Genomic DNA, 26,263 nt, shown 5'->3' on the forward strand with positions numbered 1-26,263 from the left:
GTTCAGCGAACGTGCTGGCGTCCGTCGTCGTCGCCGGCGCCAGCACCGAGTCGGGCGCGCGTGCGCGGGAAGAGGATGTTGTTCTCCTTGTGGATGTGCAGGTGGAGATCGTCCTCCAGCGTCGTCAGGCCGTCGAGCAGGGCGAGCAGGGAGCCGCAGGCGTCGGTGGGCGGCTGGTAGCCCTGGGTCAGCCTCGCGAACTCGCGCAGGAAGCCGGCGGCCGTGTCGTGTTCCATCTCCATCACCTGGATCGGCGCGGAGAGGTCGCCGCAGTGGAAGGAGGCGCCGCCGCCGTCCTCGAGATCGCGGATGGCGGGGAAGAGAACCCGTTCCTCCTTGACCATGTGCATCTCGAGTTCGCCCCGGAACGCGCCCAACTGCGCGTCCAGGGTCGCGTACTCGGGGTGCCGCTCGCCGTGGGCTCGCGCGACCTTGTGGGCCAGCGCCGCGAGACGGGGCAGCTCCTCGCGCAGGAAGGCGTGGTGCGTGGATTCGATGTGATCGCAGAGGGTGGACAGGGGCTGCAGGCGCCAGTCGACCCCCGCGTCCTCGCCGCCCGCCGTGGAGTCACGCAGGCTGGAGGCCACCTGCTCGGGGTCGAGCCCCCGTGTGCGGCAGGCCTCGTCCAGGCTGCGCTTGCCGCCGCAGCAGTAGTCGATCCCGAGCTGCTCGAGGGTCCGCGAACGGGCGGGCCGCTCCGCAACCCACTCACCCACAGTGCTTTGCAAGTCGAGCGTCTTCACCGGGGAACCTCCTTCGCCCGCGGGGGAAGCCCCGCAAAAGAAAACCAATACCTACGGGTTGTGGTTATAGGGTATAGCAATTAACGTGGATGTCAAGGTACTCTTTTCGCCGGACACCCCGGATCGGAGCTAGACGATGCTGATTCCCAAGACCGCCGAATACGCCCTGCGCGCCGTCGTGTGGCTGGCCGACAGCCACGGAGACGCCCTGCCCCGCGAGGCCATCGCCCAGGGGACGCGCGTGCCCCCGGGCTACCTGTCGAAGGTGCTCAACGCCCTGCGCCGCGCGGGCATTCTGCGCTCCCTGCCGGGGCGCGGCGGCGGCTTCGCCCTCACTCGACCGCCGGAGTCGATCTCGGTGCTGGAGGTGGTCAACGCGGTGAGTCCGCTGCAGCGGATCCGCGTCTGTCCCCTGGGCCTGGAGACCCACGGGCAGCGTCTCTGCGCGCTGCACCGCCGCCTGGATCTCGCGCTGGCATCGGTGGAGGAGGCCTTCGCCGGCTCGAGCATCGCCGACATTCTCGCGCAGCCCACCGAGAGCCCGGCGCTCTGCGAGCTGCCCGAGACGCGGAGCGCCTGAGGCGGGGGTCAGCGGCGGCGGAGCCTGGCGGCCACCTGGCGCAGCGCGCCGCGGGCGTCCCGGTCCAGGCTGCCGACGAACGCCAGATAGACGAGCGCGCCGGCGGGGATGCGCAACCCCAGGCTGAACGCGTGGTTCGACTGCGTGGGGATCGCGCGCACCACGAGGAACATGATCGCCGCGGCGGCGCCGTAGATCAGCAGGCTGCGAACCGGGAAGCGCAGGCGCAGGAAGCGCTGGCTGAACAGCCCGCCACCGAAGACGTAGAACCCATACGCGATGAGGGTGGTGATGGCCGCGCCCATCATGCCGAGGTCGGGGATCATCAGCCAGTTGAGTCCAAGGTTGATCAGGGCGGCCATGCCGAGGAAGGCCGCCAGCCAGCCCGTGCGCTTGGTGAGGAAGAGCCCCGCCAGGAAGGGATAGTAGGCGCCCTGGATCACCTTGGCGGCAAGCACCCAGGGGATGACCGTGGCCGACTCGGCGAACTTCTCGCTCGCCAGGAGTCCGATCAGCTCCGGCGCCACCGCGCTCACCCCGAAGACCACCGGCAGCGCCACCAGGGCGTAGTAGCGCAGGAAGCGCTCCAGGCTGTCGCGGGCCGAGTCGGGCCCCTCTTCGCTCCAGACGTTCATGGTGACGGGAATCAGCGCGCTGTTGAGCGCCGGGACGAAGAACATCACCGCGTAGTTCGCCATGCTGTAGCCGGCGGTGTAGAGCCCGAGCTCGCTCTCGGCGCGGAAGTAGCTGAGCAGGAAGCGGTCGCTCCAGTCGGTGACGAAGCCCGACACGTTGAGCCCCAGCAGCGGCAGGCCGTAGAGCATGGCCTCGCGGACGATGGGCAGGTCCATGACGCGCGGCGACCAGTGCAGCGACCGCCGGGCGTAGCGCACGCAGTAGGTGAAGATGAGCCCCTCGGCCACCAGCACGCCGCCGAAGAACCCGGTCAGCCCCCAGCGGAAGACCGCCACGAAGAGCAGCGGCAGGCCCATGGCGAGATAGCGCTGGACCAGGATGATCGACGAACGCAGCGCCGCCCGTTCCTGGCTCTGCAGGATGCTCTGGACCATCTGCGTGAGATTGCCGAAGAGGATGAGCCCCGAGCCCATGGCGATCAGGTTGCGCGCGCGGGCGTCCAGGATGGCCGGCGGCACGAGCAGCACCAGCAGGAGCAGGCCGGTGAAGGTCGCGCCGATCGCGAGGCTGGCGTTCAGCATGGACGAGGACAGGACCTCCGTCCCGCCGGGGCGCTTGCCCGTCTTGAACTCGCCCCAGAGACGCACGACGGCCGGCCGCAACCCCATCCCGCTCACGGTGCTGACGAACTTGATGGAGCTGTCCACGAGCCCCATGACGCCGTACTGCGCCTGGGTGAAGATGCGCGTCAGGATGGGAAAGGAGATGAAGCCGGTGAGCGACGACAGCGCTTCGGCGAGGGCATAGAAGGTGGCCTGACGGCCGACGCGCTTCAGGACGGACACGCGCACTCCACCGGCTGGGGGCTGACACCCGTGAAAGCGAACGGCGGGAGCCTAGGCTCCCGCCGTGGATTGGTCAATATCGTCCTTGCGCGCTAGACGGCCACGCCGGCCTCTTCCGCCTCCAGCAGACGCTCCGCCTCGAGGGCGGCCATGCAGCCGCTGCCCGCGGCCGTCACCGCCTGGCGGTAGACCTTGTCCTGCACGTCGCCGCAGGCGAAGACGCCCGTCACGTTCGTGCGCGTGTTGGTGGCCTTGAGGTAGCCGCTCTCGTCCTTCTCCAGCTGATCGCCGAAGACCTCGGTGTTCGGCTTGTGCCCGATGGCGATGAAGACGCCGTCGGCCTGGATCTCGCTCGTCTCGCCGGTCTGCGTGTCCTTCAGGCGAACGCCGGTGACCGCGCCCGTGCCGCCGTCGAGCACCTCCTCCACGGCCTTGTTCCAGACGAACTCGATCTTCTCGTTGTTCATCGCGCGGTCCTGCATGATCTTGCTCGCGCGCAGCTGGTCGCGGCGATGCACCACGCGCACGCGCTTGCCGAAGCGCGTGAGGAAGGTCGCCTCTTCCATGGCCGTGTCGCCGCCGCCCACCACGACGATCTCCTTGTCCTTGTAGAAGAAGCCATCGCAGGTGGCGCAGGCGCTGACGCCGCGGCCCATGAGCTTCGACTCGCTGGGCAGGCCGAGCAGGCGCGCCGACGCGCCGGTGGCGATGATCAAGGTGCGCGCGCGCAGCACCTTGCTGCCCACGTGCAGCGTGAAGGGGCGGCTGGACAGGTCGACGCGGTCCACGTCGCCGGAGACGAACTCCGTGCCGAAGCGCTCGGCCTGCTTGCGGAAGTTGTCCATCATCTCCGGGCCGAGGATGCCGTCCGGGAAGCCGGGGTAGTTCTCCACGTCGGTGGTGATGGTGAGCTGCCCGCCGGCCTGGAGGCCCTCGATGACCAGGGGCTTGAGCTCGGCCCGGGCGGCGTAGATGGCCGCCGTGAGCCCGGCCGGGCCCGTGCCGATGATGATTACGTTGCGAACCTCGTCCATGCCGCATCCTCCGGGCTGACAGCGATTCTCGGTTTCCGGGTGTGTCAGTCGCCAATCTACCCGCTGCGGGGGACCTTGGCAAGGGTGTGACCGAGGGGAGACCTGTCCACTCTAGTGTCCACTTCGGCCCTCGAGCCCAAGATCTTGGGGTGGGGCGCTAAGCCCCCTGCCTTCAATGACCTGTGGACAAGCCGGGTTCATCCCCGTTAAGTCCTGAATTTAAGCCGCTGCAAATGGGCGCGTTGCAGTGATATCCACAGATTGGGCGGGTTATCCACATTTCGTGGCTGTAACGATCGAAACAGCAAGGGCGAAGCCGGCTGGCTTCGCCCTCGATTCCGTCCCTTGACCGGGTTCCCTAGCGGCTGGCGAGTTCCTCGGTCTTCTTCTCGCTGCTCGCCGGGTTGCCGGCGGGCTTACTGCCCGAAGGGGAGCCGACGGGCTTCTCGCCCATCTTGCAGTTCCCTTCGAAGAAGACGCCCTCGTCGATGACCAGGCGCTTCGTCACGATGTCGCCCTCGAGGTGGCTCCCCGACTGCAGCTCGATGCGAGAAGTCGCGTTGATGTTGCCGAAGACCTTCCCGGCGATCACGGCATCCTTCACCTTCAGGTTGGCGCGCACCATGCCGGTGCGGCCCACTTCCAGGGTCTCCTGGCACTCCACCTCGCCGTCGAATTCGCCCTCGACGCGCAGGGTGCCCTTGACCTTGATCGTGCCCTTGAAGTGGCTGCCGGCACCGAGGATCGAGGCGTTGCCGCCTCCAGACGCCGGACGGCCCGGCAGGTTTTCCTCGTCACGTCCGAACATGGTGTCCTCCTTGAGTGGTTCCTTAGGAGAGGCCGCCATCAGGCTAGTCCTTCCGTTAGCTCAATCCAACAAGAAAGTACGCGGATCCACGGGGATCCCATTTCTGCGCACCTCGAAGTGCAAGTGGGGGCCGGTGCTGCGCCCCGTGTCACCGAGAAAGGCCACCACGTCGCCCGCGCGCACGCGGTCTTCCTTGCGCACGGCAAGGGAGCTGTTGTGGCCGTAGAGGGTCGTGATGCCGAAGCCGTGATCGATCAGCACGAAGTTGCCATACTCCTCGTTCCAGCCCGCCACGAGCACGGTGCCGTCGCCGGCCGCGCGCACGGGGCTGCCGTAGGCGGCGGCGATGTCGGTGCCCGGGTGGTACTCGTCCCCACGCTTGCCGTTGAACTCACGCGTCACCCAGCCCCGCAGCGGCCAGGTGCTCGGCGACGCGTGCAGCATCTGCTGTCCGGCGCTGGAGAGGCGTCCCTCGAGCAGGGCCATCGCCTCGCCGCTTCTCATCCCGCGCGACGCGAGCGTGGCCAGCGCCGAGTCGGGCATGGTCTCGCGCACGCCGAGCATCTCCTGGACCTTCAGCAGCACCAGTGTCGTCTCTTCGAGCTGCGTCTCGAGGCTGTGCACGCGCGCAACGCGCGAGGTCATGCTGTCGAGGCGCCGTTCGAGGATGCGCCGCTGCTGCCGCTCGAGGATGAGGCTGCCCGAGGAGAAGATCAGAAAGAGCAGCGCGAGCAGCCCGACGACGATGACCGCCACCAGCACCCGGAAGTAGATGAACGGTACGTTCCACTCCAGGGAACTCTGCCCCGAGTCCGGCACGAGATGTACCCGCACTCGACGCGGCGCGTGCTTGCGCGGTCCCAGGAGCCACTTCCAGGCTGACAGAGCCGCCTCCCTGCTCTTGCGGGTGATCCGTCCCTAGTGCATCCCATCCAGAGAGACACCAAGAACCTGCATGATCCGTTCCAGTTCCCTGTCGCTCCCGAAGCTGACCTGCAGCTTCCCGCGCCCCTTGCTGTAGCTTAGCTGCACGGGCAGGCCGATGCGAGCCTCGAGTCCGGCCTGGATGCTGCGCAGCAGCGGGTCCGAGTCCACCCCGCCTCCCGCGCGGCGCGGGTCCGGGCGCTTGCGCGCCTTCGCCATGCGCTCGACCTGGCGGACGGAAAGGTGTCGGCGCTCCACGAGTCGCGCGATTTCGATGCAGGCCGCGCGGTCCAGCTTGATCAGCGCGCGCACATGGCCGGCGCTGAGCGCGCCGCTCGCCACCATGGACTGGACTTCGTCGGGCAGCGTGAGCAGGCGCAGGGTGTTGGAGATCGTGCTCCTGTCCTTGCCCAGGTGCTCGCCGAGCTCCTCCTGGGTCCAGGCGAACTCGTCCACCATGACGCGGTAGGCCAGCGCCTCCTCGATGGGATTCAGATCGTCGCGCTGGAGGTTCTCCACGAGAGCGAGCTTCAGGCTCTCGCGCTCGTCCACCTCGGTCAGGATCGCGGGGACGCTGCTGCGGCCGGCCATCTGGCTGGCGCGAAAACGTCGCTCGCCGGCCACGATCTCGTAGCGTGGGCCGCGCCTGACCACGAGGATCGGCTGGATCACGCCTTCCTGCGCGATGGAGTGGGCAAGCTCTGCCAACTTGGCCTCGTTGAACACTCGGCGCGGCTGCCTGGGGTTGGCGATCACCTGCTCGATCGGCAAGTCGATTACGCTTCTTCCAGGCTCTCCTAAGACTTGATGCGGTGCCGATGGCGACATGGTCGCCACTGGAGATGGCGTGGCGCTCGCAGCCGAAGGCGGCCCGCCTGACAAGATGGCGTTAAGCCCCTTGCCCAAGACCTTTTTCTGCATGGATGACCTCCTGCGCGAGGCGGATGTAGCTCTGCGCCCCTGCGGATTCCAGATCGTAGAGGATGACCGGCTTGCCAAAGGACGGCGACTCGGACAGCTTCACGTTGCGGGGGATCACGCTCTCGTAGACGCGGTCTCCGAAGTACTGAATCGCCTCCTGGGCCACCTGGCGCGACAGGTTGAGCCGCCGATCGTACATCGTGAGCAGGATCCCTTCGATGAAGAGCCTCGGGTTGAGCCCTTGCTGGATGCGCGTCACGACGCTGAGCAGCTGGCCGAGCCCCTCGAGCGCGTAGTACTCGCACTGGATGGGGATGAGCACCGAGCGGGCGGCCGAGAGAACGTTGACCGTCAGCAACCCCAGGCTGGGCGGACAGTCGATGATGCAGAAGTCGTAGCCCTCCGCCACCGGGTCGAGGGCCTTGCGCAGGAAGTACGAACGCTCCTCCTGATCCACCAGCTCGACCTCGAGACCGCTGAGCCGGTGCGTTGCCGGGAGCAGCGTGAGCCCCGGCACCGGGGTGGCCTGCAGGGTCTCCGCCGGGGTTGTCTCCCCGATCAACAGCTCGTAGATGGAGCGCTCCAGCTCCGCGGGAGGAATGCCAACTCCGCTAGTGGCATTGGCTTGCGGATCCATGTCCACCAGCAGCACCCGGTGTCCTGCCGCCGCGATGCTGGCGCTCAGGTTCACCGCGGTGGTGGTCTTCCCGACTCCGCCCTTCTGATTGGCGATGGCAATGATGCGCGGCACGAGGGCCCCTTTCGCTGGTGTGAGAGAGGGCAGGCTCGTTGTAACGCTCACACGGCGGGAAGTCAACCGGACGTTTCACGTGAAACGGCGCGAGGTCAGGAGCGATCGCCCCTCAGCAGGCACAGCGGGCGGTCACAGGCTTGGAAGACCACGATCCCGGGCCAGCGCCAGCCGGTCTTCGTCCACCGTTTGCCTTCGTCGGCCCATTCGCGGGCGAGACCCGGCGCCCCCTTGAGCAGGCAGGCCCTGTTCAGCCATTCATCGGCGGTCAGGCCGCGTGTCCAGTGCAGCGTCTCCACGACGGAGGCCAGCGCGCGCGTCACCAGGCAACCCGGGGCGGTCCAGCCCTCGTCCTCGAGCCATTCGGGGAGCGAGGGGTCCTCGAGGCGTCCGCCCCACACGCCGGCGCGTTCGAGGGAGAGCGCGTCGAGGCATCCGTCCAGGAAGTCGGCCTTGTGCCCGCGGGACTCCACCAGGAGCAGCGCCGGGGCCACGCCGCGTTCGGCGAGGAGCAGCTGCGTCGGGATGCCTGGCACCCCGGAACCGCTGCCCGCGTCGAGGACGAAGAGCGGCGGCTCGTCATCGGGGCCCGTTTCACGTGAAACGTCGTCCCAGATGGCGGCAAACGGCAGCGAGTCGAGGATGTTGGTGGCGATCTGGGCCGCAGGATCGCGGCGCGACACCAGGTTGAGGCTCTTGTTCGCCTCCAGGACGAGCGCGCCGAAGGCCTCCAGGCGCTCGAAGGTCGCCGTGGAGGGAGCGGGCTCGAGCGCCGACGGCGAGAGAGGGGTCACGCGTGGCGCGGTCGATGTTCCACGTGAAACGAGGGCCCGCAACGCGTCGGGAACGGGGTTCCCCGCGTCAACCCAGCGCCGATGGGCATCGCAGTCGCGCTTCCAGGCCTCCGCCAGGGCGCCCGCCGTCAGTGGTCCTGTCACGCTGCCCCCTCCGCGGCACCGCGTCGGCGCCGCGCTTCCAGATAGACCATCAGCACGGAAAGGTCGCTGCGACGCACCCCCGGCACCCGGCTCGCCTGCCCAAGGCTCCGCGGACGCGCCAGGGCCCATCGCTCTCGCGCCTCGTGGCTCAGGCCGGTCACCGCGCCGTAGTCCAGCGCCTCCGGGACCTCCATCGCCTCGAGGCGCCGAAACTTCTCGACGGCGCGGCGTTCGCGCTCGACGTAGCCCTCGTACTTGACCCGGGTCTCCAGCTGCGCGCGCTCCCGGCCGTCCATCGGCTCGAGGTCGGGGAGCGCCGGCAGCAGATCGTCAAGGAGGACCTCAGGCCTTCGCAGGAGCCGCTGGGCAGGCACGGCGTCCCCACCCATAAAACTGACAATCAAGTCGTTCATTTTAGACGAGTTACGATTGACAAGCGCACGCGAGCCCTCAAACCTGACAAACGCGTCATTATTGACAAGCCCCAGTGCGTGGCCCGTCGGCAGCAGGCGCTCCTCCGCGTTGTCGCAGCGCAGCAGCAATCGGAACTCCGCGCGCGACGTGAACATGCGGTAGGGCTCGTCGGCCCCCAGGGTGACGAGATCGTCCACCATGACCCCCAGGTAGGCCTCCGACCGGTCCGGCACCCAGGCCGGGCGCCCCTCCACCTGCAGGCTGGCGTTGATGCCCGCCAGCAGTCCCTGCGCCGCGGCCTCCTCGTAGCCGCTCGTCCCGTTGATCTGCCCCGCGAGGAAGACCCCCGGCAGCGCGCGCAGCTCCAGGCTTGGCCGGAGCTGCCGCGGGTCGACGGCATCGTACTCCACCGCATAGCCGGGCCGCAGCATCTCCGCGCGCTCGAGACCCGGAATCGCGTGCAGCATCTCCAGCTGCAGCGACGCCGGCAGGCTCGTCGAGAGGCCGTTCACGTAGATCGACTCCGTGCTCAGCCCCTCCGGCTCCAGAAAGAGCAGGTGACGTTCACGGTTCGCGAAGCGCGTCACCTTGTCCTCGATGCTGGGACAGTAGCGCGGACCGACGCCCACGATGCTCCCGTTGTAGAGCGGACTCGCGGACAGGTTGTCGGCGATCATCCGGTGCAGCGCGGGCGTGGTGGACGTGAGGTGGCAGAGCACCTGCGGCCGGGTGATGGCGCGCGTCGAGAACGAGAAGGGCTGCGGCGGATCGTCGCCGGGCTGGGGTTCGCAGCGGTCCCAGTCGACGCTCGCGCGGCGCACGCGCGGCGGCGTGCCCGTCTTGAGGCGCTGCAGGCGCAGGCCGAGCGCCTCGAGCTGCGCGCTGAGACCCACGGCCGCGGGCTCGCCGCGCCGTCCGCCGGCGCAGCGCTCGTCCCCCGTGTGCATGAGCCCGCGCAGAAAGGTGCCCGTGGTGAGCACCAGCGCGCCTGCGCGCAGCGTGCGGCCGTCCGCCAGTCGCAACGCCGCGAAGCGGCCGCCCTCGACCACGAGGCCCTCTGCCTCGCCCTCGACCAGCGCGAGACCCGGCTGCGCGCGGAGGATCTCCAGCATGCCCGCCGCGTAGCTGTCCTTGTCGGCCTGCGCGCGCGGCGCGCGAACGGCCGGACCCTTGCGCGTGTTGAGCATGCGAAACTGGATGCCGTGCGCGTCGATGTGCCGCGCCATCTCGCCGCCCAGCGCGTCGATCTCCCGCACCAGCTGGCCCTTGCCCAGTCCGCCGATCGCGGGGTTGCAGCTCATGCGCGCCGCGCTTTCCACGTTCAGCGTGACCAGCGCGGTGCCGAAGCCGCGACGCGCGCAGGCCAGCGCGGCCTCCACGCCCGCATGTCCCGCGCCGACCACCACGATGTCGTAGTCGGTGGCCATCTACTTGCCCACGCAGAAGGTGCTGAAGATCTCCGCGAGGACGCTCTCGCTCAGCTCGCGTCCGCTCAGTTCATCGAGAGCCGCGAGGGCCTCGCGCAGCGCACGGGCCAGCAGCTCGGTCTCGAGCGTGGCCAGCGTGTTCGCGTCGAGCGCAGCGAGCACGTCGTGCGCGGCCCGCAGCCGTGCGGCCTGGCGGCGATTCAGGGCGAAGTCCAGCTGCAGCGCGTCGGTCGCGCGACCGCCCGTGGCGAGCGCGAGCAGCTGCGCCTGCAGGGCTTCGAGGCCCGTGCCGCAGCGCGCGGACAGCACCAGGACCACCGTCCCCGCCGGCGCCAGCGCCGCGTAGGGCGCGGGATCGCAGGCCGCGAGATCGGCCTTGTTCACCAGCAGCAGCTCGCGCCCGGGATCCAGCGCCGCGATCGCCGCCCGTTCCTCGGACTCGGGGACTCGTGTTCCGTCGCAGACGCGCAGCGCCAGCCCCGCGCGCGCCGCCGCGTCGCGTCCGCGTTCCACACCCAGGCGCTCGGCCGCGCCTTCGGCCTCGCGCTGCCCCGCCGTGTCTTGAAGGTGGAAGACGACCCCGCCCCGCACCCACGACTCCTGCAGCAAGTCGCGCGTCGTGCCGGGCTCCTCCGTGACGATGGCGCGCTCCTCGCCCAGCAGCGCGTTGAAGAGGGAGCTCTTGCCCACGTTCGGCGCGCCCACCAGGGCGACGCTCACGCCCTCGCGCAGCAGCCGTCCCCCCTCGGCGCCACCGAGCAGCGTGGCCATGTCGTCGCGAAGCGCCTCGACGGTCGCGGCCACCGTGGCGCGATCCACGAACTCGATGTCCTCGTCGGCGAAGTCGATGGCCGCCTCGAGGTCGCGCAGCAACTCGAGCAGGCGCCGGCTCAGCGGCGCGAGACGCCGGCTCAAGCTGCCGCCGAGCTGCTCCAGGGCCAGGCGCCGCGCGGCATCGCTGCGACTGCCGATCAGCTCGCCCACGGCCTCGGCCTGGATTAGGTCCAGCCGGCCGCTCAGGAAAGCGCGATAGGTGAACTCGCCCGGCTCGGCGGCGCGCAGGCCCAGCGCGAAGAGCGCGTCCAGGAGCGCGCGCACCGTCACGGGGCCGCCGTGGGTGTAGATCTCCACCACGTCCTCACCCGTGTAGCTGTGCGGGGCCGGCATCCAGGCGGCGAGGACCTCGTCGAGGGCGGCGCCCGACGGCGCGACGAGCGCGAGATGGTGCAGGTAGCGGGGGCGCAGCGCGGTGGCGGGGGGCGCGAGCGCCAGCAGCGCATCGCGCGCGCCAGGCCCGCTGAGACGCAGCACGGCCAGCGCCCCTTCACCGGGGGGCGTGGCCAGCGCGGCGATGGTCTCGTCGGTGTGGTGCATGCTGCTGTGCTGCGGGGACGGCGGCCCCGGACGCGCCGGGACCGCCTCGTGGAACTCGCTAGCGCCGGCGGGACCGGCGCTTGCCTGACGCTGCCGCGCCGCCCTCGTCGTTCAGCTTGAGGATGCGGCGGGCCAGATCGCTCGGGAAGGCCTTCTCCGTGGAGTCGTCGGCGACTTCGCGGGTGCGGCTCAGCTCGTCCTTGCTGGTGATGGCGGGGCCGGCGGGCTGCCCGTCCTCGTCGTCGTGCCAGCCGCCCGCGTCCCGGCGGGGACGCTCCTCGCCGTCACCCTCGTGGCGACGCGGACGGTCCCCCCGGCCGGGGCCACGGCCGCGGCGGTCGTCGCGCCCGCGCCCGGAGCGCTCGCGGCGGGGGCCGCGGTCGTCGTCGCGATGGGCGCGCTGGTGACGCTCGCCATCGTCCTCGCGCTCGCGCGGCCGCTCGTCGCGGGGCGCGCTGTCATGCCCATGGGAATGGGTCTCCTCCCGGGCCTCTCCCTGCATGTCGTCCTGACCGTTGCGACGTCCCTGCCGGCCACGCCCACCGCGGCGTCCCCCGCGGCGACCGCGGCTGCGGCGGGTGCGCTCCTCGCCGTCGCCGTCGCCCTCGCTCTCCCGCTCCTGCTCGCGCCAGAGCGCGAGGGCGGCTTCCTCGTCGGGGTCGGTGTCGTCGTCGAAGGCCATGCGCTGGGCGCGGAAGCCGGGATCGGGGACGCGGTCGTAGGCGGTCTCGTCCTCGTGGTCCGTGTCGGGGCTGGCGCCCTCGGGCGCCACCACCACGCGGCGACGGGAGCCGCGGCCCACGGTGTAGGTGCTCAGGCCCTCGCGGTCGGCCAGGGCCAGGTGCACGATGCGGCGGTCCTGCGCGCTCATGGGGTCGAGCGTCACGCTGCGGTTCTCGTCGAGGGCGAGCTGCGCGGCCTCCTCGGCCTTCTCGGTGAGGCCGGCTTCGCGGCGGGCGCGGTAGTCGCCCACGTCGATGTTCACGACCTGATTGCGGCCCTGACGCGCCGCGATGATGCGCTGCGACACGTGGCGCAGGGCGTCGAGGGTCTGGCCGCGGCGGCCGATGAGCAGGCCGTCGTCGTCGGGGGCGTCGATGCGGATGTCCGTCTCCTCGCCCGACTGCTGCACCTTGAGGTCGAACTTCACGTCCATCAGCTCGAGCAGGGTGCGGACCACGTCGGCGGGGGCCGCCTCGCCGTCCTCGAGCGCGCGCAGGCGCAGGCGTACGGGCTTGCCGCCGAGGCCCAGGAAGCCGCGGCCGCCCTCGTCGAGAACCTCCATGGACACCTGGTCGCGGCGGAGGCTCAAGCTGGCAAGACCCTTGGCGAGGGCGTCGTCCTTGGTCTTGCCTTCCACGTCGATGCTTCTCATTTCACTCCTTAGGCGCCGGCGCTGATGACGCGCGGCTTATCCAGGCCCTTGTGGATGTAGTACTGCTGGACGGCCTGGAGGATGTTGTTGACCAGCCAGTAGAGGACGAGCCCCGAGGGCATGCGGTAGAAGATGAACGTCATGAAGATGGGCATGATCTTGTTCATGGCCGCCATCTGGCCCGCCTGGGGGCTCTCCGCGCCCATGCCCATGCCCGAGCCGCCCAGCTTCTGCTGGACCCACATGGAAAGGCCCATGAGGATGGGCAGGACGCTGATCGAGTTGTCGATGAACCCGCCGAGCAACGGCAGGTTGAAGGGCAGGTGGTAGACGACGTCCATGTTGGACAGGTCGTCGATCCACAGCATGAAGCCCGCGCCCCGCAGCTCCACCGCGCCGCGCAGGACGCGATAGAGCGCAAAGAACACCGGCATCTGCAGCAGCATGGGCAGGCATCCGCCCAGCGGGTTGACGCCCGCCTGCTTGTAGAGCTCCAGGGTCTCCTTGTTCAGCCGCTCGCGGTCGCCCTTGTACTTCTCCTGAAGGGCCTTGAGCTGCGGCTGAATGGCCTGCATCTCCTTCATCGACTTGAGGCTCTTGTGGCTCAGCCGATAGAAGAGGACCTTCGTGAACAGCGACAACAGGATGATGATGACGCCGTAGTTCGGGATGAAGCGGCTGAGGAAGTCCATGAGCCACTTGATGGCAAGGCTGATGGGTCGGATCAGCTTGCCCAGATCGACCAGGTGCTCGAGGCCGCGGCCATGCGCCTTCAACGTGTCGAAGAGCAGCGGCCCGGCGTAGACCTTGAACTGCGCCGCATAGCGGCCGGGCTGGCCGTTCAGCGGATAGTGCGCCCGCCAGCCCAGGGCGTCCCTGGACTCGTCGCCCACGAGGATCGCCTGCCCGGTCTCGAGCTGCACGGGCACCAGGGCCGCCAGGAAGTACTTGTTCTTGGTGGCCACCCACTGGACCGTGCCCTCCTCCGAGCGCTGGGCGGGGGCGCGCTCGCCCTCCCCGTGCTTGAAGTTGCGCAGACCCTTCTTCTCCTGCTGCTCGCCCACGCGGAAGACGCTCTGGAACGAGCGCAGGTCGTCCTTGCGGTTCTTCTCCGTGACCTCGATGCCAGGGCTCCAGTCGAGGGTCACGCCATCGGCGCCGGCCAGGGCGCCGCGCAGGGTGGCGTCGATGCCCAGGGAGACGTCGTAGCTGTTGCCCTTGAAGCCGTAGCGCTTGATCAGCTCGCCACCCTCGGCGTCGCTGAGGCGGAAGCGCAGCGACGCCTCCTCCTCGCCCTTGAGGGTGAGCTTGCCGCCGGACGGCGGGTCGAGCAGGGCGAAGCCGGCGCCGGCGGTGCGGAAGGGGCCGCCGGGCAGATCCAGGTCGACGCCGAGGACGGAGACGGTATCCCCCTCGGCGACGTCACCGATCAGCTCGACGTAGTCGGAGGCGACACCGGCGTAGTCCAGCAACTCGATGCGCCGGAGGACCGCGCCGCGCGAGTCCAGGAGGTAGCGCGCGTGTTCGGTCTCCACCACCACCTGCTGGCGGGGGGCCGACTCCACGCTGGGCGCCGCGCCGGTTTCGACGGGCGGCGTCGCGGGTTCGTCCGTCGAGGCGGGCGGCGGCGTCACGCTCTCGATGGTGGCGAGCGAGTCCATCGCCAGCGTCTGCTCGGGCGCCTTCTTGGAGAAGCGCGACATCCAGAGCGACCACAGCACGAGCAGCAGGAAGATCAGCGCGAAGCCGATACGGGTATTGCGATCCATGCGACCTCTTGCGAGATCCGCCGACCCGAGGCCCTAGTCGGGCACCGGGTCGTTCCCGCCGGCGGTGAAGGGGTGGCAGCGCGCCACCCGCCGCACGGCGAGAACGCTTCCCTTGAAGGCTCCATGTCGCTCGAGGGCCTGCTCCGCATAGTGGGAGCAGGAGGGGTAGTAGCGACAAGTATCGGGAAGGACGGGCGAGAGGAACTTGCGGTAAGCCCGGACGAGGAAGAGGAGAGGCCTAGCGAGCATCATCGTTCCTGCTCATCGATTCCGATAGGAGTTCCAAGCGGGTCAGCAGTTTCTCGAGTTCGCCGGCGACCTCGGGGCTCTTGCTTCCCTCGATCCCGGCACGGGCGACCAGAATGTAGGCCCCGCCGCAGCGGAGCCTGCCCAGGTGAAGACGAAACGCTTCCCTCATGAGCCGTTTGGCGCGGTTTCGTCTGACCGCGTTGCCGACCTTGCGGCTCGCCACGGCGGCGAAGGCCATGGGCGCCTCCGGCTCATCGTGAAAAAGGATGATCCGCTGGCCGACGGCTCGACGTCCCGACGCATAGACGGACTTGAAGCGTCCAGGGGGGATCTTCCCCACCTTGCGTTGGTCGGACGCCACCGGGGCCATGCCTGGGGATCAGACGGACAGACGCTTGCGACCCTTGGCGCGGCGGGCGCTGAGTACGGCCCGGCCCGCCTTGGTGCTCATGCGCTTGCGGAAGCCGTGCTTGCGCTTGCGCTTGAGGTTGCTGGGCTGGAAGGTCCTTTTCAAGGCTAACCTCCTTCAACAAAGTGGCTTAACTTAAAGACCCTCAAGGAGGAAGTCAAGAGCAAAACGGGGGGCTGTGGAAAGCTCTTAACGGTCTTTCGGAGCGGGATTCGCAACCTGTTGTTTACAGGTGTCTTGTGACTTTTTCCACAGGCCTGACCCTTTTTCGTTGAATCTTCACAGTCGCCTTTGCTAGGTTGGACCTGCCCGCATTTCGCCGGGTGACAGGCCTGTCGCTCCCGACCTTTTCCACTTTTCAACAAAGTGCTGTGGGTAATCCGCACCGACCGGAGTGTGGATAAGTCTGTGCGTACCTGTGGTTTATATCTGTAAGCCATTGTTTTGGTTTTGTTTGTGTGGTTTTCCACGAAGTGGATAACGGAGGTCTGGCGTGACGACCACCCAGGACACGGACAACGCCCTGCTCTGGGAGCGCATCCTCGAGGCCGTGCAGGCAGAGGTCAACAACCAGTGCTACCGGACCTGGTTCCTCCCCACCCGCCTGGCCCGCGTCGAGGACGGGACGCTCTACATCGAGGGGCCCAACCAGTTCTTCATGGACTGGCTGTCCGAGCACCATCTGGCCACCCTCCAGGCGGCCAGCGCGAAGATCCTGGGTCGGCCGGCGGAGCTGGAGTTCATCACCCGGGGCGTCAACGGCGGCGATGGCCAGTCAGAGCGGAAGGACCGGAAGAGCCACGTGAGCTTCTTCCGCCGCTACAGCCCGCCGCCGAGCAAGAGCGGTGGGCTCAAGCTCAATCCCACCTACAGCTTCGAGGAGTTCGTCGTCGGCCAGAACAACCGCATGGCCCATGCGGCGAGCCTCGCGGTGGCGGAGAAGCTGGGGCGGGTCTACAACCCGCTGTTCATCTACGGAGGCGTGGGCCTGGGCAAGACCCATCTGGCGCAGGCCGTGGCGCACTTCGTCCTGGCGGAGCACAAGAAGGCCAAGGTGTTCTACGCGTCCACCGAGTCCTTCATGAACGAGCTGATCTTCTCGATCCGTCAGGGCAAGACGCTCGAGTTCAAGAACAAGTACCGGAACGTGGACCTGCTGATCATCGACGACATCCACTTCCTGGCCGGCAAGGAGAGCACGCAGGAGGAGTTCTTCCACACCTTCAACGCGCTGCACGATTCCAGCAAGCAGATCGTGGTGACCAGCGACCGGGCGCCGAAGGACATCCGCGAGCTGGAGGAGCGCTTGGTGAGCCGCTTCGAGTGGGGGCTCATCGCCGACATCCAGCCCCCGGATCTCGAGACCCGCATGGCGATCCTGCGCAAGAAGATCGAGAAGGACAACATCAGCATCGGCGATGACGTGCTCTTCCTCATCGCCGAGAGCGTGCGGAGCAACATCCGCGAGCTGGAGGGCAGCCTGATCCGCCTGCTCGCCTTCTCCGGCCTGACCAACAGCAAGATCGACATCGACCTGGCCAGGGAAGTGCTCAAGGACTTCGTGAAGGCGGCGCCGCGCGAGCCCAACCTGCAGGACATCCAGCGGGTCGTCGCCCAGCGCTTCGACGTCTCGGTGGACCTGCTCAAGTCCAGCAAGCGCAGCAGCTTCGTCGTGCTCCCGCGGCAGGTGGCGATCTACCTGGCCCGGGACCTCACCGAGAAGAGCCTCAGCGAGATCGGACGCGAGTTCGGCGGCCGCGACCACAGCACCGTTCTGCACGCCTGCCGCAAGATCGCCAAGCAGATCAAGGACGACCACGATCTGCGCAACACCCTCACGGAGCTGCAGCAGCAGTTCCGCGTCCAGTCGCCCAGTAATCCCCAGTGACCGGTGGAAACCCCGTGGACAGCGCTTTGGAAAACCGTCGCCCGTGGATACAGCCCTCGATCTTCCACCGCGAAGACCCCGCGCCGGGAACTCGCAGTGGACAAGCCGAGGGCCCGCAGAACCGCGGAAAATGGGGGATTGCCAAGTCGCGCCCATGGTTTTACACATTGTGCACAGCCCCTATCACTGCTTCTGCACTTCTTCTAAAACAGGGAGAAGAGGGATGACCCCGAGCCCGGAGCCCGCCCGGAACGACGCAACGCCAGCAGGAGGTCTTGGAGTGAAGTTCACGCTGTCTCAGCCCGAACTGAGTCGGCTGGCCGGTCTGGCCGGGAACGTGGTGCCCAGCAAGTCGACGCTGCCCATCCTGTCCACGCTGCTCATCCGCGCGGAGAAGGACGGCGTGACCATCGCCGCCACGGACCTCGACCTGTCCATCCTGCTCAAGGTGGACGCGGACGTGGCCACCCCTGGCGCCATCGCGGTGCCCGCCCGCCGCTTCGCGGAGATCGTCCGCAAGCTCGAGGCGGTGGAGGTCACCCTCGAAGCCGTGGACGGCAGCCTGTCCATCCGCTGCGGTCGCGCCAAGTTCAAGATCCCGACCATGAACCCCGAGGACTTCCCGCGCCTGCCCGAGACCAAGGACGTGGAGACGTTCTCCGCGCCGGCCGGCGTGCTCAAGGGCATGATCCGCCGCACGCGCTACGCCGTTTCCACCGATCTCGCGCGGCCGTCGATGAACGGCATCTTCCTCGAGCTCGACAGCAAGCGCATCGCCATGGTGGCCACGGACGGCCATCGCCTCGCCTTCTGCGAGCGCGAGGAATCGCTGCCCGTGTCGTCGCAGAAGGGCGTGATCGTGCCGTCCAAGGCGCTGGACCAGCTCTTGCGACTCCTGCCCGAGGACGGCGAACTGGAGATGGGCATCGGCGAGAACCAGGCCTTCTTCCGCACCGACGGCGTGAGCCTGTTCACCCGACTGATCGAGGGGCCCTTCCCGAACTACCAGCAGGTCGTGCCCAAGAACAACGACCAGGAGCTGAGCATCAGCACGGACAGCCTGCTCATGGCCACGGATCGCGTCTCCACGCTGGCGGCGAGCCTGACCACGAAGCAGATCAAGCTGGTGCTCGACGCGGACCAGCTGGTGCTGGAAGTGGCGAGCGCGGACATCGGCCAGGCGCGCGAGGAACTCGAGGCCAGCTACAGCGGCAAGTCGATGAGCATCGGCTACAACGCGACCTACCTGCTCGACATCCTCAAGCACGTGGGCAGCGACGAGGTGCGCTTCAAGCTGGACCGACCGGACAACGCGGGGATCATCGAGCCCGGCGAGCAGTCCGAGGGCGAGCGCTACTTCAGCCTGCTGATGCCGCTCAAGCTCAGCGACTGAGCCGCGGTGCGCTACCTCGAGCTGCGTGCGGAGGGATGGCGCAACCTGGCTCCGTGCCGGCTGGAGTTCCATCCGGCGGTGAACTTCATCCACGGCGCCAACGGCCAGGGCAAGACGAACCTGATCGAGGCGCTCCTCTACCTCGTCTCCGGGCGCAGCCACCGCCGCGCGCGCGACGAGGAACTGGTGAACTTCGACGGGGAACACTACTTCCTCGCCGGCACCCTGGCCGACGACGGCGGCGGCGCGCTCCGCTTCGGCGCCTCTTGCCTGCGCGGAGGTCCCAAGAAGCTCACGCTGGATGGCGAGGAGGTGGCGCGGCTGGCGGACCTGATCGGCCTCACGGGGACGGTGATCTTCGGCCCGGGCGACGTGGAGCTGGTCACGGGCGAACCGGAACTGCGCCGCCGCTTCCTGGACTACACCTTCGCCAAGACCGACCCGGCCTACCTGCGCCGACTGCTGGAACTCCGGCGCATCCTCAGGCAGCGCAACGCCCTCCTGCGCAGCGGCCGTGGCCGCGAACACCTGCGCCTCTGGACCGAGCGCCTGGCCGAGACCGGCGCCGCGCTCATCCTCGCCCGCCGCCGGGGCCTGGTGGATCTGGGCGCCGCCGCCGCCCGGTTCTACGCCCAGATGGGGCCTGCCGAGGAGGTCCTGGACCTCGGCTACCAGACCCGGATCAAGGGCGAGGACGAGCAAGCCCTGACGGCCTCCCTGGCCGCCGCGCTGGAGGCGCTCGAGAACTCTGAGTGGTTGAAAAAGCGCACGTTAGCCGGGCCCCAACGGGACGACATGGTGATTGACATCGGTGGCCGTAATGCCAGAAAATTTGCCTCGCAGGGTCAGAAGCGCTCTGCCGCCGTGGCCCTGAAGCTGGCTCAGGCGGAGTACCTGGCCAGGGTCCGGCGGGACCGGCCCATCGTCTTTCTGGATGACGTCTTCAGTGAACTCGACGGCGACCGCCGCGAGAAGCTCTGTCACCTCGTCGGCCAGAACTACCAGACCTTCATCGCTGCGCCCCAGGTCGAGGACCTGCGCCGGGAGCTCTTCGCGGAACTGCGACTCTTCCGCGTGGACGCGGGCCGGATCACGGCGGCCTGAAGGACGAGGAGAATGGCGTGACCGAGCAGCGAGGCCGACGTCGACCCGATCAGCTCCGCCCGGCGAGCGAAGTGCTCGCGGGCGTTCTGGACAGCCTCGGCCTCGGACAGCGGCTGCGCGAGCGGGAGGCGGTGACACGCTGGAGTGACGTGGTGGGACCGGAGATCGCCCACCGCAGCCGCGCCCTGCGCATCCGCGACGGCGTCCTCTACGTGCAGGTGCAGAGCGCGGCCTGGAGTCAGGAGCTGCGCTTTCTCAAGGCGCAGCTCATTGGCCGCTTCGACGCGGTCATCGGGCCCGGGCTGGTCAAGGACATCCGATTCACGCAGCACTAGCCTCGCGGCGCGGCGGCGGAAGGTAGTCAGGGAATGAGCGAAACCTACGGATCCGGCAACATCCAGGTACTCAAGGGCCTGGAGGGCGTGCGCAAGCGCCCGGCCATGTACATCGGCGGCACGAGCGCGGACGGTCTGCACCACCTCGTCTACGAGGTGGTGGACAACTCCGTCGACGAGGCCATGGCCGGCGCCTGCGACGACATCCTCGTGGAGATCCAGCACGACGGCAGCGTCAAGGTCACGGACAACGGCCGCGGCATCCCCGTGGACATGCACCCCACCGAGGGCAAGAGCACGCTCGAGGTGGTGATGACCGTCCTGCACGCGGGCGGCAAGTTCGACAGCGAGAGCTACAAGGTCTCCGGCGGTCTGCACGGCGTGGGCGTCAGCGTGGTGAACGCGCTCTCGGAGTGGCTCAAGGCCACCGTGTTCAAGGACGGCAAGGCCTACTTCCAGGAGTACGCGCGCGGCATCCCCACGGGCGAGGTGCGCGTGATCTCCGGGGCCGAGAAGGTCGAGCAGCGCGGCACCGTGATCCACTTCATGCCGGACAGCCAGATCTTCGAGACCACCGAGTTCAGCTTCGACGTCCTGAGCAGCCGCCTGCGCGAGCTGGCCTACCTGAACCGCGGGCTGCAGATCCGCATCCACGACGAGCGCGACACCAGCAAGAACACCTTCAAGTACGAGGGCGGCATCCTGGAGTTCGTGCAGTGGATGAACAAGGGCAAGAACCCGCTGCACGAGCAGCCCTTCCACGTGGACGTGGAGCGCGACGGCATGCGCGTCGAGGTGGCGCTCCAGTTCAACGAGGGCTTCAACCACAACGTCTTCAGCTTCGCGAACAACATCCACACCATGGAGGGCGGCACGCACCTGTCGGGCTTCCGCAGCGCCCTCACGCGAACGCTGAACAACTACCTGCAGCGCGAGAGCAAGAACAACGGCAAGACCTCCCTCAGCGGCGACGACGTCCGCGAAGGCCTGACGGCGGTGGTGAGCGTCAAGCTGTCCGAGCCGCAGTTCGAGGGACAGACCAAGGCCAAGCTGGGCAACAGCGAGGTGCGCGGGATCGTCGAGGCGGTGCTGGGCGACTACCTCGCCGACTACCTGGACCAGCACCCGACCGAGGCCAAGGCGATCATCGCCAAGTGCCTGTCCACGGCCAAGACGCGCGAGGCCATGCGCCGCGCGCGCGACGTCGCCCGCCGCAAGAGCGCGCTGGAGAGCGGCACCCTGCCCGGCAAGCTGGCCGACTGCTCCGACCGGGACCCGGAGCACACCGAGCTCTACCTGGTCGAGGGCGACAGCGCCGGCGGCAGCGCCAAGCAGGCGCGCAACCGCGCGTTCCAGGCGATCCTGCCGCTCAAGGGCAAGATCCTCAACGTGGAGAAGGCCACGCCCACGAAGGTGCTGGGCAACGACGAGGTCCGCACCATCATCACCGCCATCGGCGCGGGCTACGGGGGCGACTTCAACCCCGAGAAGGTGCGCTACGGCAAGATCATCATCATGACGGACGCGGACGTGGACGGCGCCCACATCCGCACGCTCCTGCTCACCTTCTTCTACCGCAAGATGACGGACCTGCTGCTGCAGGGACGCATCTACATCGCCCAGCCGCCGCTCTATCTGCTGCGCAAGGGCAAGGTGGAGATCTACGCCTACGACGAGCACGAGCGCGAGGCCAAGATGGCGTCGCTGGGGGTGGACCCGAGCAAGGTCTACATCCAGCGCTACAAGGGCCTGGGCGAAATGAATCCCGACCAGCTCTGGGAGACCACCATGGATCCCGAGAGCCGGACCGTCCTCAAGGTGAGCCTGGAGGACGCGGTGGAGGCGGACCGCATCTTCACGATCCTGATGGGGGACGAGGTCGAGCTGCGGCGGCAGTTCATCGAGACCTACGCCGAGACCGTCACCGACCTCGACGTGTAGTCGACGGCTAGAAGGGAAGCACGATGGCATCGGGTGAGCGGATCATCACGGTCGACATCGAACGGGAGATGAAGCGGTCGTACCTGGCCTACTCCATGTCGGTCATCATCTCCCGCGCGATCCCGGACGCGCGCGACGGCCTGAAGCCCGTGCAGCGGCGCATCCTCACGGCCATGAACGACCTCAACCTCCGCCCCGGCCGGCCCTACCGCAAGAGCGCCAAGATCACCGGCGACACCACCGGCAACTACCACCCGCACGGCACGGTGGCGGTCTACGACGCCATGGTGCGCATGGCGCAGGAGTTCAGCCTGCGCTACCCGCTGGTGGACGGCCAGGGCAACTTCGGCTCCATCGACGGCGACTCCGCCGCGGCCGAGCGGTACACCGAGGCGCGCATGACGCCCGTGGCCGCCGACATGATGCGCGACCTGGACAAGGAGACCGTCGACCTCGTCCCCAACTACGACGACAGCCGCCAGATGCCCTCGGTGCTGCCCTCCGTGGTGCCGAACCTGCTCATGAACGGCACCAGCGGCATCGCGGTGGGCATGGCCACCAACATCCCGCCGCACAACCTCGGCGAGCTGGTGGACGGCATGTTCGCCCTCATGGACGACCCCGAGATCGGCGTGGACGATCTCATCGAGCACGTCCAGGGGCCGGACTTCCCCACGGGCGGGATCATCCACGGGCGCGAGGGCATCCGCGAGGCCTACCGCACCGGCCGCGGGCGCATCCTGGTGCGTGGGCGTGCCGAGATCGTGCCCGAGTACAAGCGCGGGCGCGACGCGATCGTCATCACCGAGATCCCCTACCAGGTGAACAAGTCGGCGCTGATCGAGAAGATCGCCGAGCTGGTGCGGGCGGAGAAGATCCGCGGCATCGCGGACCTGCGCGACGAGTCCGACCGCGAGGGTCTGCGCGTGGTGATCGAGCTGCGCAAGGACGCGGCCAGCCAGGTCATCCTCAACCAGCTCTTCAAGCAGACGCAGCTCCAGCAGGCGTTCAACGCCAACATGCTGGCGCTGGTGGGGCTGCAGCCGAAGCAGTGCGGGCTCAAGGACCTCATGGCCGAGTTCCTGCGCCACCGCGAGGACGTGATCGTCCGCCGCACGCGCTACGATCTGCGCAAGGCCGAGGAGCGCGCGCACATCCTGCAGGGCCTGCTCATCGCCGTCGAGAACATCGACGAGGTCGTGCAGATCATCAAGTCCAGCGAGGACACCGAGGAGGCCCGCACCCGCCTCATGGAGCGCTTCACGCTCAGCGAGCTGCAGGCCAACGCGATCCTCGACATGCGCCTCGCCCGCCTCACCGGCCTCGAGCGCAGCAAGCTGGAGGCCGAGTACGAGGAGCTGCAGCGGGCCATCGAGCGCTACAAGGCGATCCTCTCGGATCGAAACCTGGTGCTCGATCTCATCCGCGACGAGCTCGGCGAGATCCGCGAGAAGTACGCGGACAAGCGCCGCACGGAGATCGCCCACAGCCTGGACGACTTCGAGGCCGAGGATCTCATCGCCGCCGAGGACATGGTCATCACGATCAGCCACCACGGCTACACCAAGCGCACGCCGCTGGACACCTACCGCCGCCAGCGCCGCGGCGGCCGCGGCGTGAAGGGCATGGACTCGCGCGAGGAAGACTTCGTCGAGCAGGTGATGGTGGCCTCGACCCTGGACACGCTGCTCGTCTTCACGAATCTGGGCCGCGTCTATCAGCTGAAGGTCTGGGAGCTGCCGCTGGGCGGACGCACCAGCCGCGGCAAGGCGCTGGTCAACCTGCTGGGTCTGCGCTCCGAGGAGCAGCCGCGCGACTTCGTCCGCGTGCAGGACTTCGAGGAGCAGGACCGCTGGGTGCTGATGGCCAGCCACGAGGGCATGGTCAAGCGCACGCCGCTGGCGGACTTCGCCACGCGGCGGCGCGACGGGATCATCGCCCAGGGCCTGCGCGAGGGCGACACGCTCACACGCGCCGGCCTGGTCAGCCCGGGCCAGGAAGTGCTGATCGCCAAGACCGGCGGCCGGAGCCTCCGCGTCGCCTGCGACCTGCTGCGTCCCATGGGCCGCAGCGCGCGCGGCGTGCGCGGGGTGACCCTGCGCGGCGCGGGCGACATGGTGGCCGACACGGTCATCCTGCGCGGGCAGGAGTACCTGCTCACCATCACCGAGAACGGCTTCGGCAAGCGCACCGCGGTGGCCGACTACCCGGTGAAGGGCCGTGGTGGGCTGGGCGTCATCGACATCAAGACGAACAAGCGCAACGGTCCCGTGGTGGCGGCGCTCGGCGTGGACGACGAGGACGAGATCATCCTCATCACCCGCGGCGGCGTGATGATCCGCCAGGCCGTGAGCGGGATCAGCACCGTGGGGCGCAACACGCAGGGCGTGAAGATCGTAGCCCTGGACGAAGGCGACAAGGTGGTCTCGGTGGCGCTCATCCCGCGCGACCGCGACGACGACGGCGAGGTCGATGGCCCGGTCGGCCCGGACGACAGCAGCGACAACGGCGTCGACGACGGCGGCGCCGAGCCCGAGGGAGAGGACGCGTGAGGGGCGAAAGCAGCGGCAACATGGACCGTCGCGGGGGCATCAGCGAAGCCACCGTGCGGCGGCTGTCGAACTACTTCCGCATCCTCGAGGATCTGGAGCGCGAGGGCGTGGAGACGGTCTCCAGCGACACCCTGGCCGACCGCTACGGCACCACCAGCGCCCAGGTCCGCAAGGACTTCTCCAGCTTCGGCAGCTTCGGGCGCCGCGGCCTGGGTTACCAGGTGCGTGGGCTGCGCGACAGCATCGGCCAGATCCTCGGCATCGACCGCGGCTGGCGCCTGGTGCTGGTGGGCGCGGGCAACCTGGGGCACGCGCTCTTTCACTACGAGGAGTTCCGGCGGCAGAACTTCACGATCGTGGCGATCTTCGACAGCAATCCCGACCTCGCCGGCAGCAACTGGAGCGGCGTGCCGATCCTGCCCATGGAAGAGATGCGGCGCGTCGTGGAGGAGCGGGACGCGGCCATCGGGGTGATCGCCGTGCCGGCCGCCGCGGGTCAGGACGTGGCCGACCGGCTGGTCGCCGCGGGCGTGAAGGCCATCCTGAACTTCGCGCCGGTCAAGCTGAAGGAGCCGGAGAGCGTGTTCATCCGGAACGTCAACCTGTCCATCGCCCTCGAGAGCCTCAGCTACTCCCTCAGCAAGCACTCCAAGCTCAAGCCGCTCTAGCTAGTCCACGATCGGGTAGTTCACGCCCTGCGAGACCGGGAGTCCCAGCAGCCGGCACATGGCGGCGAGCTGGCCCATGTGGTGGTAGATGTGCGTCGCCGTGCGCAACACGATCTGCGCCGGCACCAGCGAGTGCACCTTGCCGCCCCAGGTGGTCATGTCGCGTGCCGAGTTGAGCGCGTCGGGCGCGACTCCCGCGAGGTAGCCATCGGTGAAGGTGAAGACCTCCTGCCGCAGCGACTCGAGCGCGTCGAGGTCGGGGTAGTCGTTCTGGTCCTCGCGTACGTCCACACGCCCGTGGATCACACCCACCCAGTAGCGCTCGGCGGTGATGGCATGGTGGATCTGCAGGCGCACGGTGCCGTCGCCGAAGCCCTCGAGGACGCGGTCGAGCGCGCCGGCCTCGAGCCCGCGGCAGTGCGCGATCAGATCGGCGAGATTGCGATGCGTGCGCGCGTGAAGATCGCGGAGGCCGTCGGGCGTGTGCATGGCCGCTCCTTGCGTCGGGGGAGGGAGCTTGCGATGATACCGATCCCCCTTCACGCCAGCAAGCCGAGGCCACGATGAATCAGGACCGCGCCGCGCTCTCCAGATACGACGCCACCTACCAGGCCGCCGCGCGCGACGCCGACAAGGTGCCCTGGGCCGAGGGACGCCCCAAGCCGCTGCTTGCCGACTGGCTGGAGGCCGCGGACGTCCGCGGCGACGGCCGCCGCGCCCTCGTGGTGGGCTCGGGCCTGGGCGACGACGCCGAAGCCCTCGCCGCCCGCGGCTTCACCGTCACGGCCTTCGACCTCTCGCCCACGGCCATCGCCTGGACTCACGAGCGCTTCCCCGACAGCGCCGTGAGCTATCACGTGGCCGACCTCTTCGACCTCCCCGCCGACTGGCAAGGCGCCTTCGACCTGGTGGTGGAGATCTACACCTTCCAGTCGCTGCCGCCGACGATCCGTCCCGAGGCCATGGACCGCGTGGCCGCGCTGGTCGCCCCCGGGGGCGAGCTGCTGGTGATCTGCCGCGGCCGCGAAGAGCACGAGCCCGCGCCGGGCCCGCCCTATCCGCTCAGCCGCGCGGAGCTGCGGCGGCTGGAGGCAGGCGGCCTTGTCGGGCGCGAGGCCGTGGATCGCCTCGATGACGAAACCCCGCCGGTACGCCGCTTCCGGCTGCTCTACCGGCGGGGTTAGC

The 26,263-nt window shown here is 68.5% G+C and carries 25 protein-coding genes; 9 read left to right on the forward strand and 16 right to left on the reverse strand.

Translation table 11 applies throughout. From position 1 onward, the window contains the following. Positions 1-2: 2 nt before the first annotated feature. On the reverse strand, positions 3-743 hold the full coding sequence (gene ric / locus H6693_12740) for an iron-sulfur cluster repair di-iron protein (protein ID MCB9517049.1): 741 nt from the start codon (positions 741-743) through the stop codon (positions 3-5). 139 nt (positions 744-882) lie between these two features. Here ric and H6693_12745 point away from each other — a divergent pair, with 139 nt between their 5' ends. Then, entirely contained in the window at positions 883-1,323 is a 441-nt protein-coding gene (locus H6693_12745; GenBank protein ID MCB9517050.1) for an Rrf2 family transcriptional regulator, read from the forward strand. A gap of 8 nt (positions 1,324-1,331) precedes the next feature. Here the strand turns inward: H6693_12745 and H6693_12750 are convergent, their stop codons facing one another. The 14 genes from H6693_12750 to rpmH all read right to left on the reverse strand — a co-directional run bounded on the left by H6693_12750 (position 1,332) and on the right by rpmH (position 15,302). Next, positions 1,332-2,804, reverse strand: coding sequence for a flippase (locus H6693_12750; protein MCB9517051.1), 1,473 nt, complete (start codon positions 2,802-2,804; stop codon positions 1,332-1,334). A 92-nt stretch (positions 2,805-2,896) separates the two neighbouring features. Further along, positions 2,897-3,838 (reverse strand): thioredoxin-disulfide reductase, encoded by a 942-nt coding sequence (trxB, locus tag H6693_12755; GenBank protein ID MCB9517052.1) that lies wholly within the window; start codon positions 3,836-3,838, stop codon positions 2,897-2,899. Positions 3,839-4,196: 358 nt separating this feature from the next. Next, on the reverse strand, positions 4,197-4,646 hold the full coding sequence (locus tag H6693_12760) for a polymer-forming cytoskeletal protein (GenBank protein ID MCB9517053.1): 450 nt from the start codon (positions 4,644-4,646) through the stop codon (positions 4,197-4,199). Between the two features lie 60 nt (positions 4,647-4,706). Next, positions 4,707-5,480 carry a M23 family metallopeptidase gene (locus H6693_12765; GenBank protein ID MCB9517054.1) on the reverse strand — a complete coding sequence of 258 codons (774 nt, stop codon included), beginning with the start codon at positions 5,478-5,480 and terminating at the stop codon, positions 4,707-4,709. Positions 5,481-5,564: 84 nt separating this feature from the next. Next, positions 5,565-6,341: a ParB/RepB/Spo0J family partition protein gene (locus tag H6693_12770; GenBank protein MCB9517055.1), complete on the reverse strand. Its 777-nt coding sequence runs from the start codon at positions 6,339-6,341 to the stop codon at positions 5,565-5,567. Between the two features lie 118 nt (positions 6,342-6,459). Then, a complete protein-coding gene (locus tag H6693_12775; protein ID MCB9517056.1) occupies positions 6,460-7,242 on the reverse strand; it encodes a ParA family protein in 783 nt (260 codons plus the stop codon). Positions 7,243-7,337: 95 nt separating this feature from the next. Continuing rightward, positions 7,338-8,036, reverse strand: a complete 699-nt coding sequence (locus tag H6693_12780) for a class I SAM-dependent methyltransferase (GenBank protein ID MCB9517057.1) — start codon at positions 8,034-8,036, stop codon at positions 7,338-7,340. A 140-nt stretch (positions 8,037-8,176) separates the two neighbouring features. Further along, entirely contained in the window at positions 8,177-10,021 is a 1,845-nt protein-coding gene (gene mnmG, locus H6693_12785; protein ID MCB9517058.1) for a tRNA uridine-5-carboxymethylaminomethyl(34) synthesis enzyme MnmG, read from the reverse strand. Beyond that, complete coding sequence (gene mnmE / locus H6693_12790; GenBank protein ID MCB9517059.1) at positions 10,022-11,395, reverse strand: tRNA uridine-5-carboxymethylaminomethyl(34) synthesis GTPase MnmE; 1,374 nt, start codon at positions 11,393-11,395, stop codon at positions 10,022-10,024. 58 nt (positions 11,396-11,453) lie between these two features. Further along, entirely contained in the window at positions 11,454-12,770 is a 1,317-nt protein-coding gene (locus H6693_12795; GenBank protein MCB9517060.1) for a Jag N-terminal domain-containing protein, read from the reverse strand. An 8-nt stretch (positions 12,771-12,778) separates the two neighbouring features. Then, a complete protein-coding gene (yidC, locus tag H6693_12800) occupies positions 12,779-14,539 on the reverse strand; it encodes a membrane protein insertase YidC (protein MCB9517061.1) in 1,761 nt (586 codons plus the stop codon). 33 nt (positions 14,540-14,572) lie between these two features. Next, complete coding sequence (gene yidD / locus H6693_12805; GenBank protein MCB9517062.1) at positions 14,573-14,788, reverse strand: membrane protein insertion efficiency factor YidD; 216 nt, start codon at positions 14,786-14,788, stop codon at positions 14,573-14,575. Then, positions 14,778-15,158, reverse strand: a complete 381-nt coding sequence (gene rnpA / locus H6693_12810) for a ribonuclease P protein component (GenBank protein MCB9517063.1) — start codon at positions 15,156-15,158, stop codon at positions 14,778-14,780. The genes yidD and rnpA overlap by 11 nt, the downstream gene beginning before the upstream one ends. Before the next feature lie 9 nt (positions 15,159-15,167). After that, positions 15,168-15,302 carry a 50S ribosomal protein L34 gene (gene rpmH / locus H6693_12815; protein MCB9517064.1) on the reverse strand — a complete coding sequence of 45 codons (135 nt, stop codon included), beginning with the start codon at positions 15,300-15,302 and terminating at the stop codon, positions 15,168-15,170. Between the two features lie 388 nt (positions 15,303-15,690). On the opposite strand from rpmH, the gene dnaA reads away from it, so the two are divergent. From dnaA to H6693_12850, 7 genes are all read left to right on the forward strand, one after another. Then, positions 15,691-17,085, forward strand: a complete 1,395-nt coding sequence (gene dnaA, locus H6693_12820) for a chromosomal replication initiator protein DnaA (protein MCB9517065.1) — start codon at positions 15,691-15,693, stop codon at positions 17,083-17,085. Positions 17,086-17,365: 280 nt separating this feature from the next. Continuing rightward, positions 17,366-18,478 carry a DNA polymerase III subunit beta gene (gene dnaN / locus H6693_12825; GenBank protein ID MCB9517066.1) on the forward strand — a complete coding sequence of 371 codons (1,113 nt, stop codon included), beginning with the start codon at positions 17,366-17,368 and terminating at the stop codon, positions 18,476-18,478. A gap of 6 nt (positions 18,479-18,484) precedes the next feature. After that, positions 18,485-19,582, forward strand: coding sequence for a DNA replication/repair protein RecF (locus H6693_12830; GenBank protein MCB9517067.1), 1,098 nt, complete (start codon positions 18,485-18,487; stop codon positions 19,580-19,582). Between the two features lie 17 nt (positions 19,583-19,599). Continuing rightward, positions 19,600-19,917 (forward strand): DUF721 domain-containing protein, encoded by a 318-nt coding sequence (locus H6693_12835; protein MCB9517068.1) that lies wholly within the window; start codon positions 19,600-19,602, stop codon positions 19,915-19,917. 33 nt (positions 19,918-19,950) lie between these two features. Then, entirely contained in the window at positions 19,951-21,858 is a 1,908-nt protein-coding gene (gene gyrB / locus H6693_12840; GenBank protein MCB9517069.1) for a DNA topoisomerase (ATP-hydrolyzing) subunit B, read from the forward strand. A 23-nt stretch (positions 21,859-21,881) separates the two neighbouring features. Then, a complete protein-coding gene (gene gyrA, locus H6693_12845; GenBank protein ID MCB9517070.1) occupies positions 21,882-24,410 on the forward strand; it encodes a DNA gyrase subunit A in 2,529 nt (842 codons plus the stop codon). Between the two features lie 20 nt (positions 24,411-24,430). Beyond that, on the forward strand, positions 24,431-25,078 hold the full coding sequence (locus tag H6693_12850; GenBank protein ID MCB9517071.1) for a redox-sensing transcriptional repressor Rex: 648 nt from the start codon (positions 24,431-24,433) through the stop codon (positions 25,076-25,078). Here the strand turns inward: H6693_12850 and H6693_12855 are convergent, their stop codons facing one another. Next, positions 25,079-25,567, reverse strand: a complete 489-nt coding sequence (locus H6693_12855) for a DinB family protein (GenBank protein ID MCB9517072.1) — start codon at positions 25,565-25,567, stop codon at positions 25,079-25,081. It abuts the gene before it with no gap. A gap of 74 nt (positions 25,568-25,641) precedes the next feature. On the opposite strand from H6693_12855, the gene H6693_12860 reads away from it, so the two are divergent. Further along, complete coding sequence (locus H6693_12860) at positions 25,642-26,262, forward strand: class I SAM-dependent methyltransferase (GenBank protein ID MCB9517073.1); 621 nt, start codon at positions 25,642-25,644, stop codon at positions 26,260-26,262. The last annotated feature ends 1 nt before the right edge of the window (position 26,263 follow it).

The sequence above is a fragment of the Candidatus Latescibacterota bacterium genome (assembly GCA_020633725.1).
Taxonomy (GTDB): Bacteria; Krumholzibacteriota; Krumholzibacteriia; order JACNKJ01; family JACNKJ01; genus VGXI01.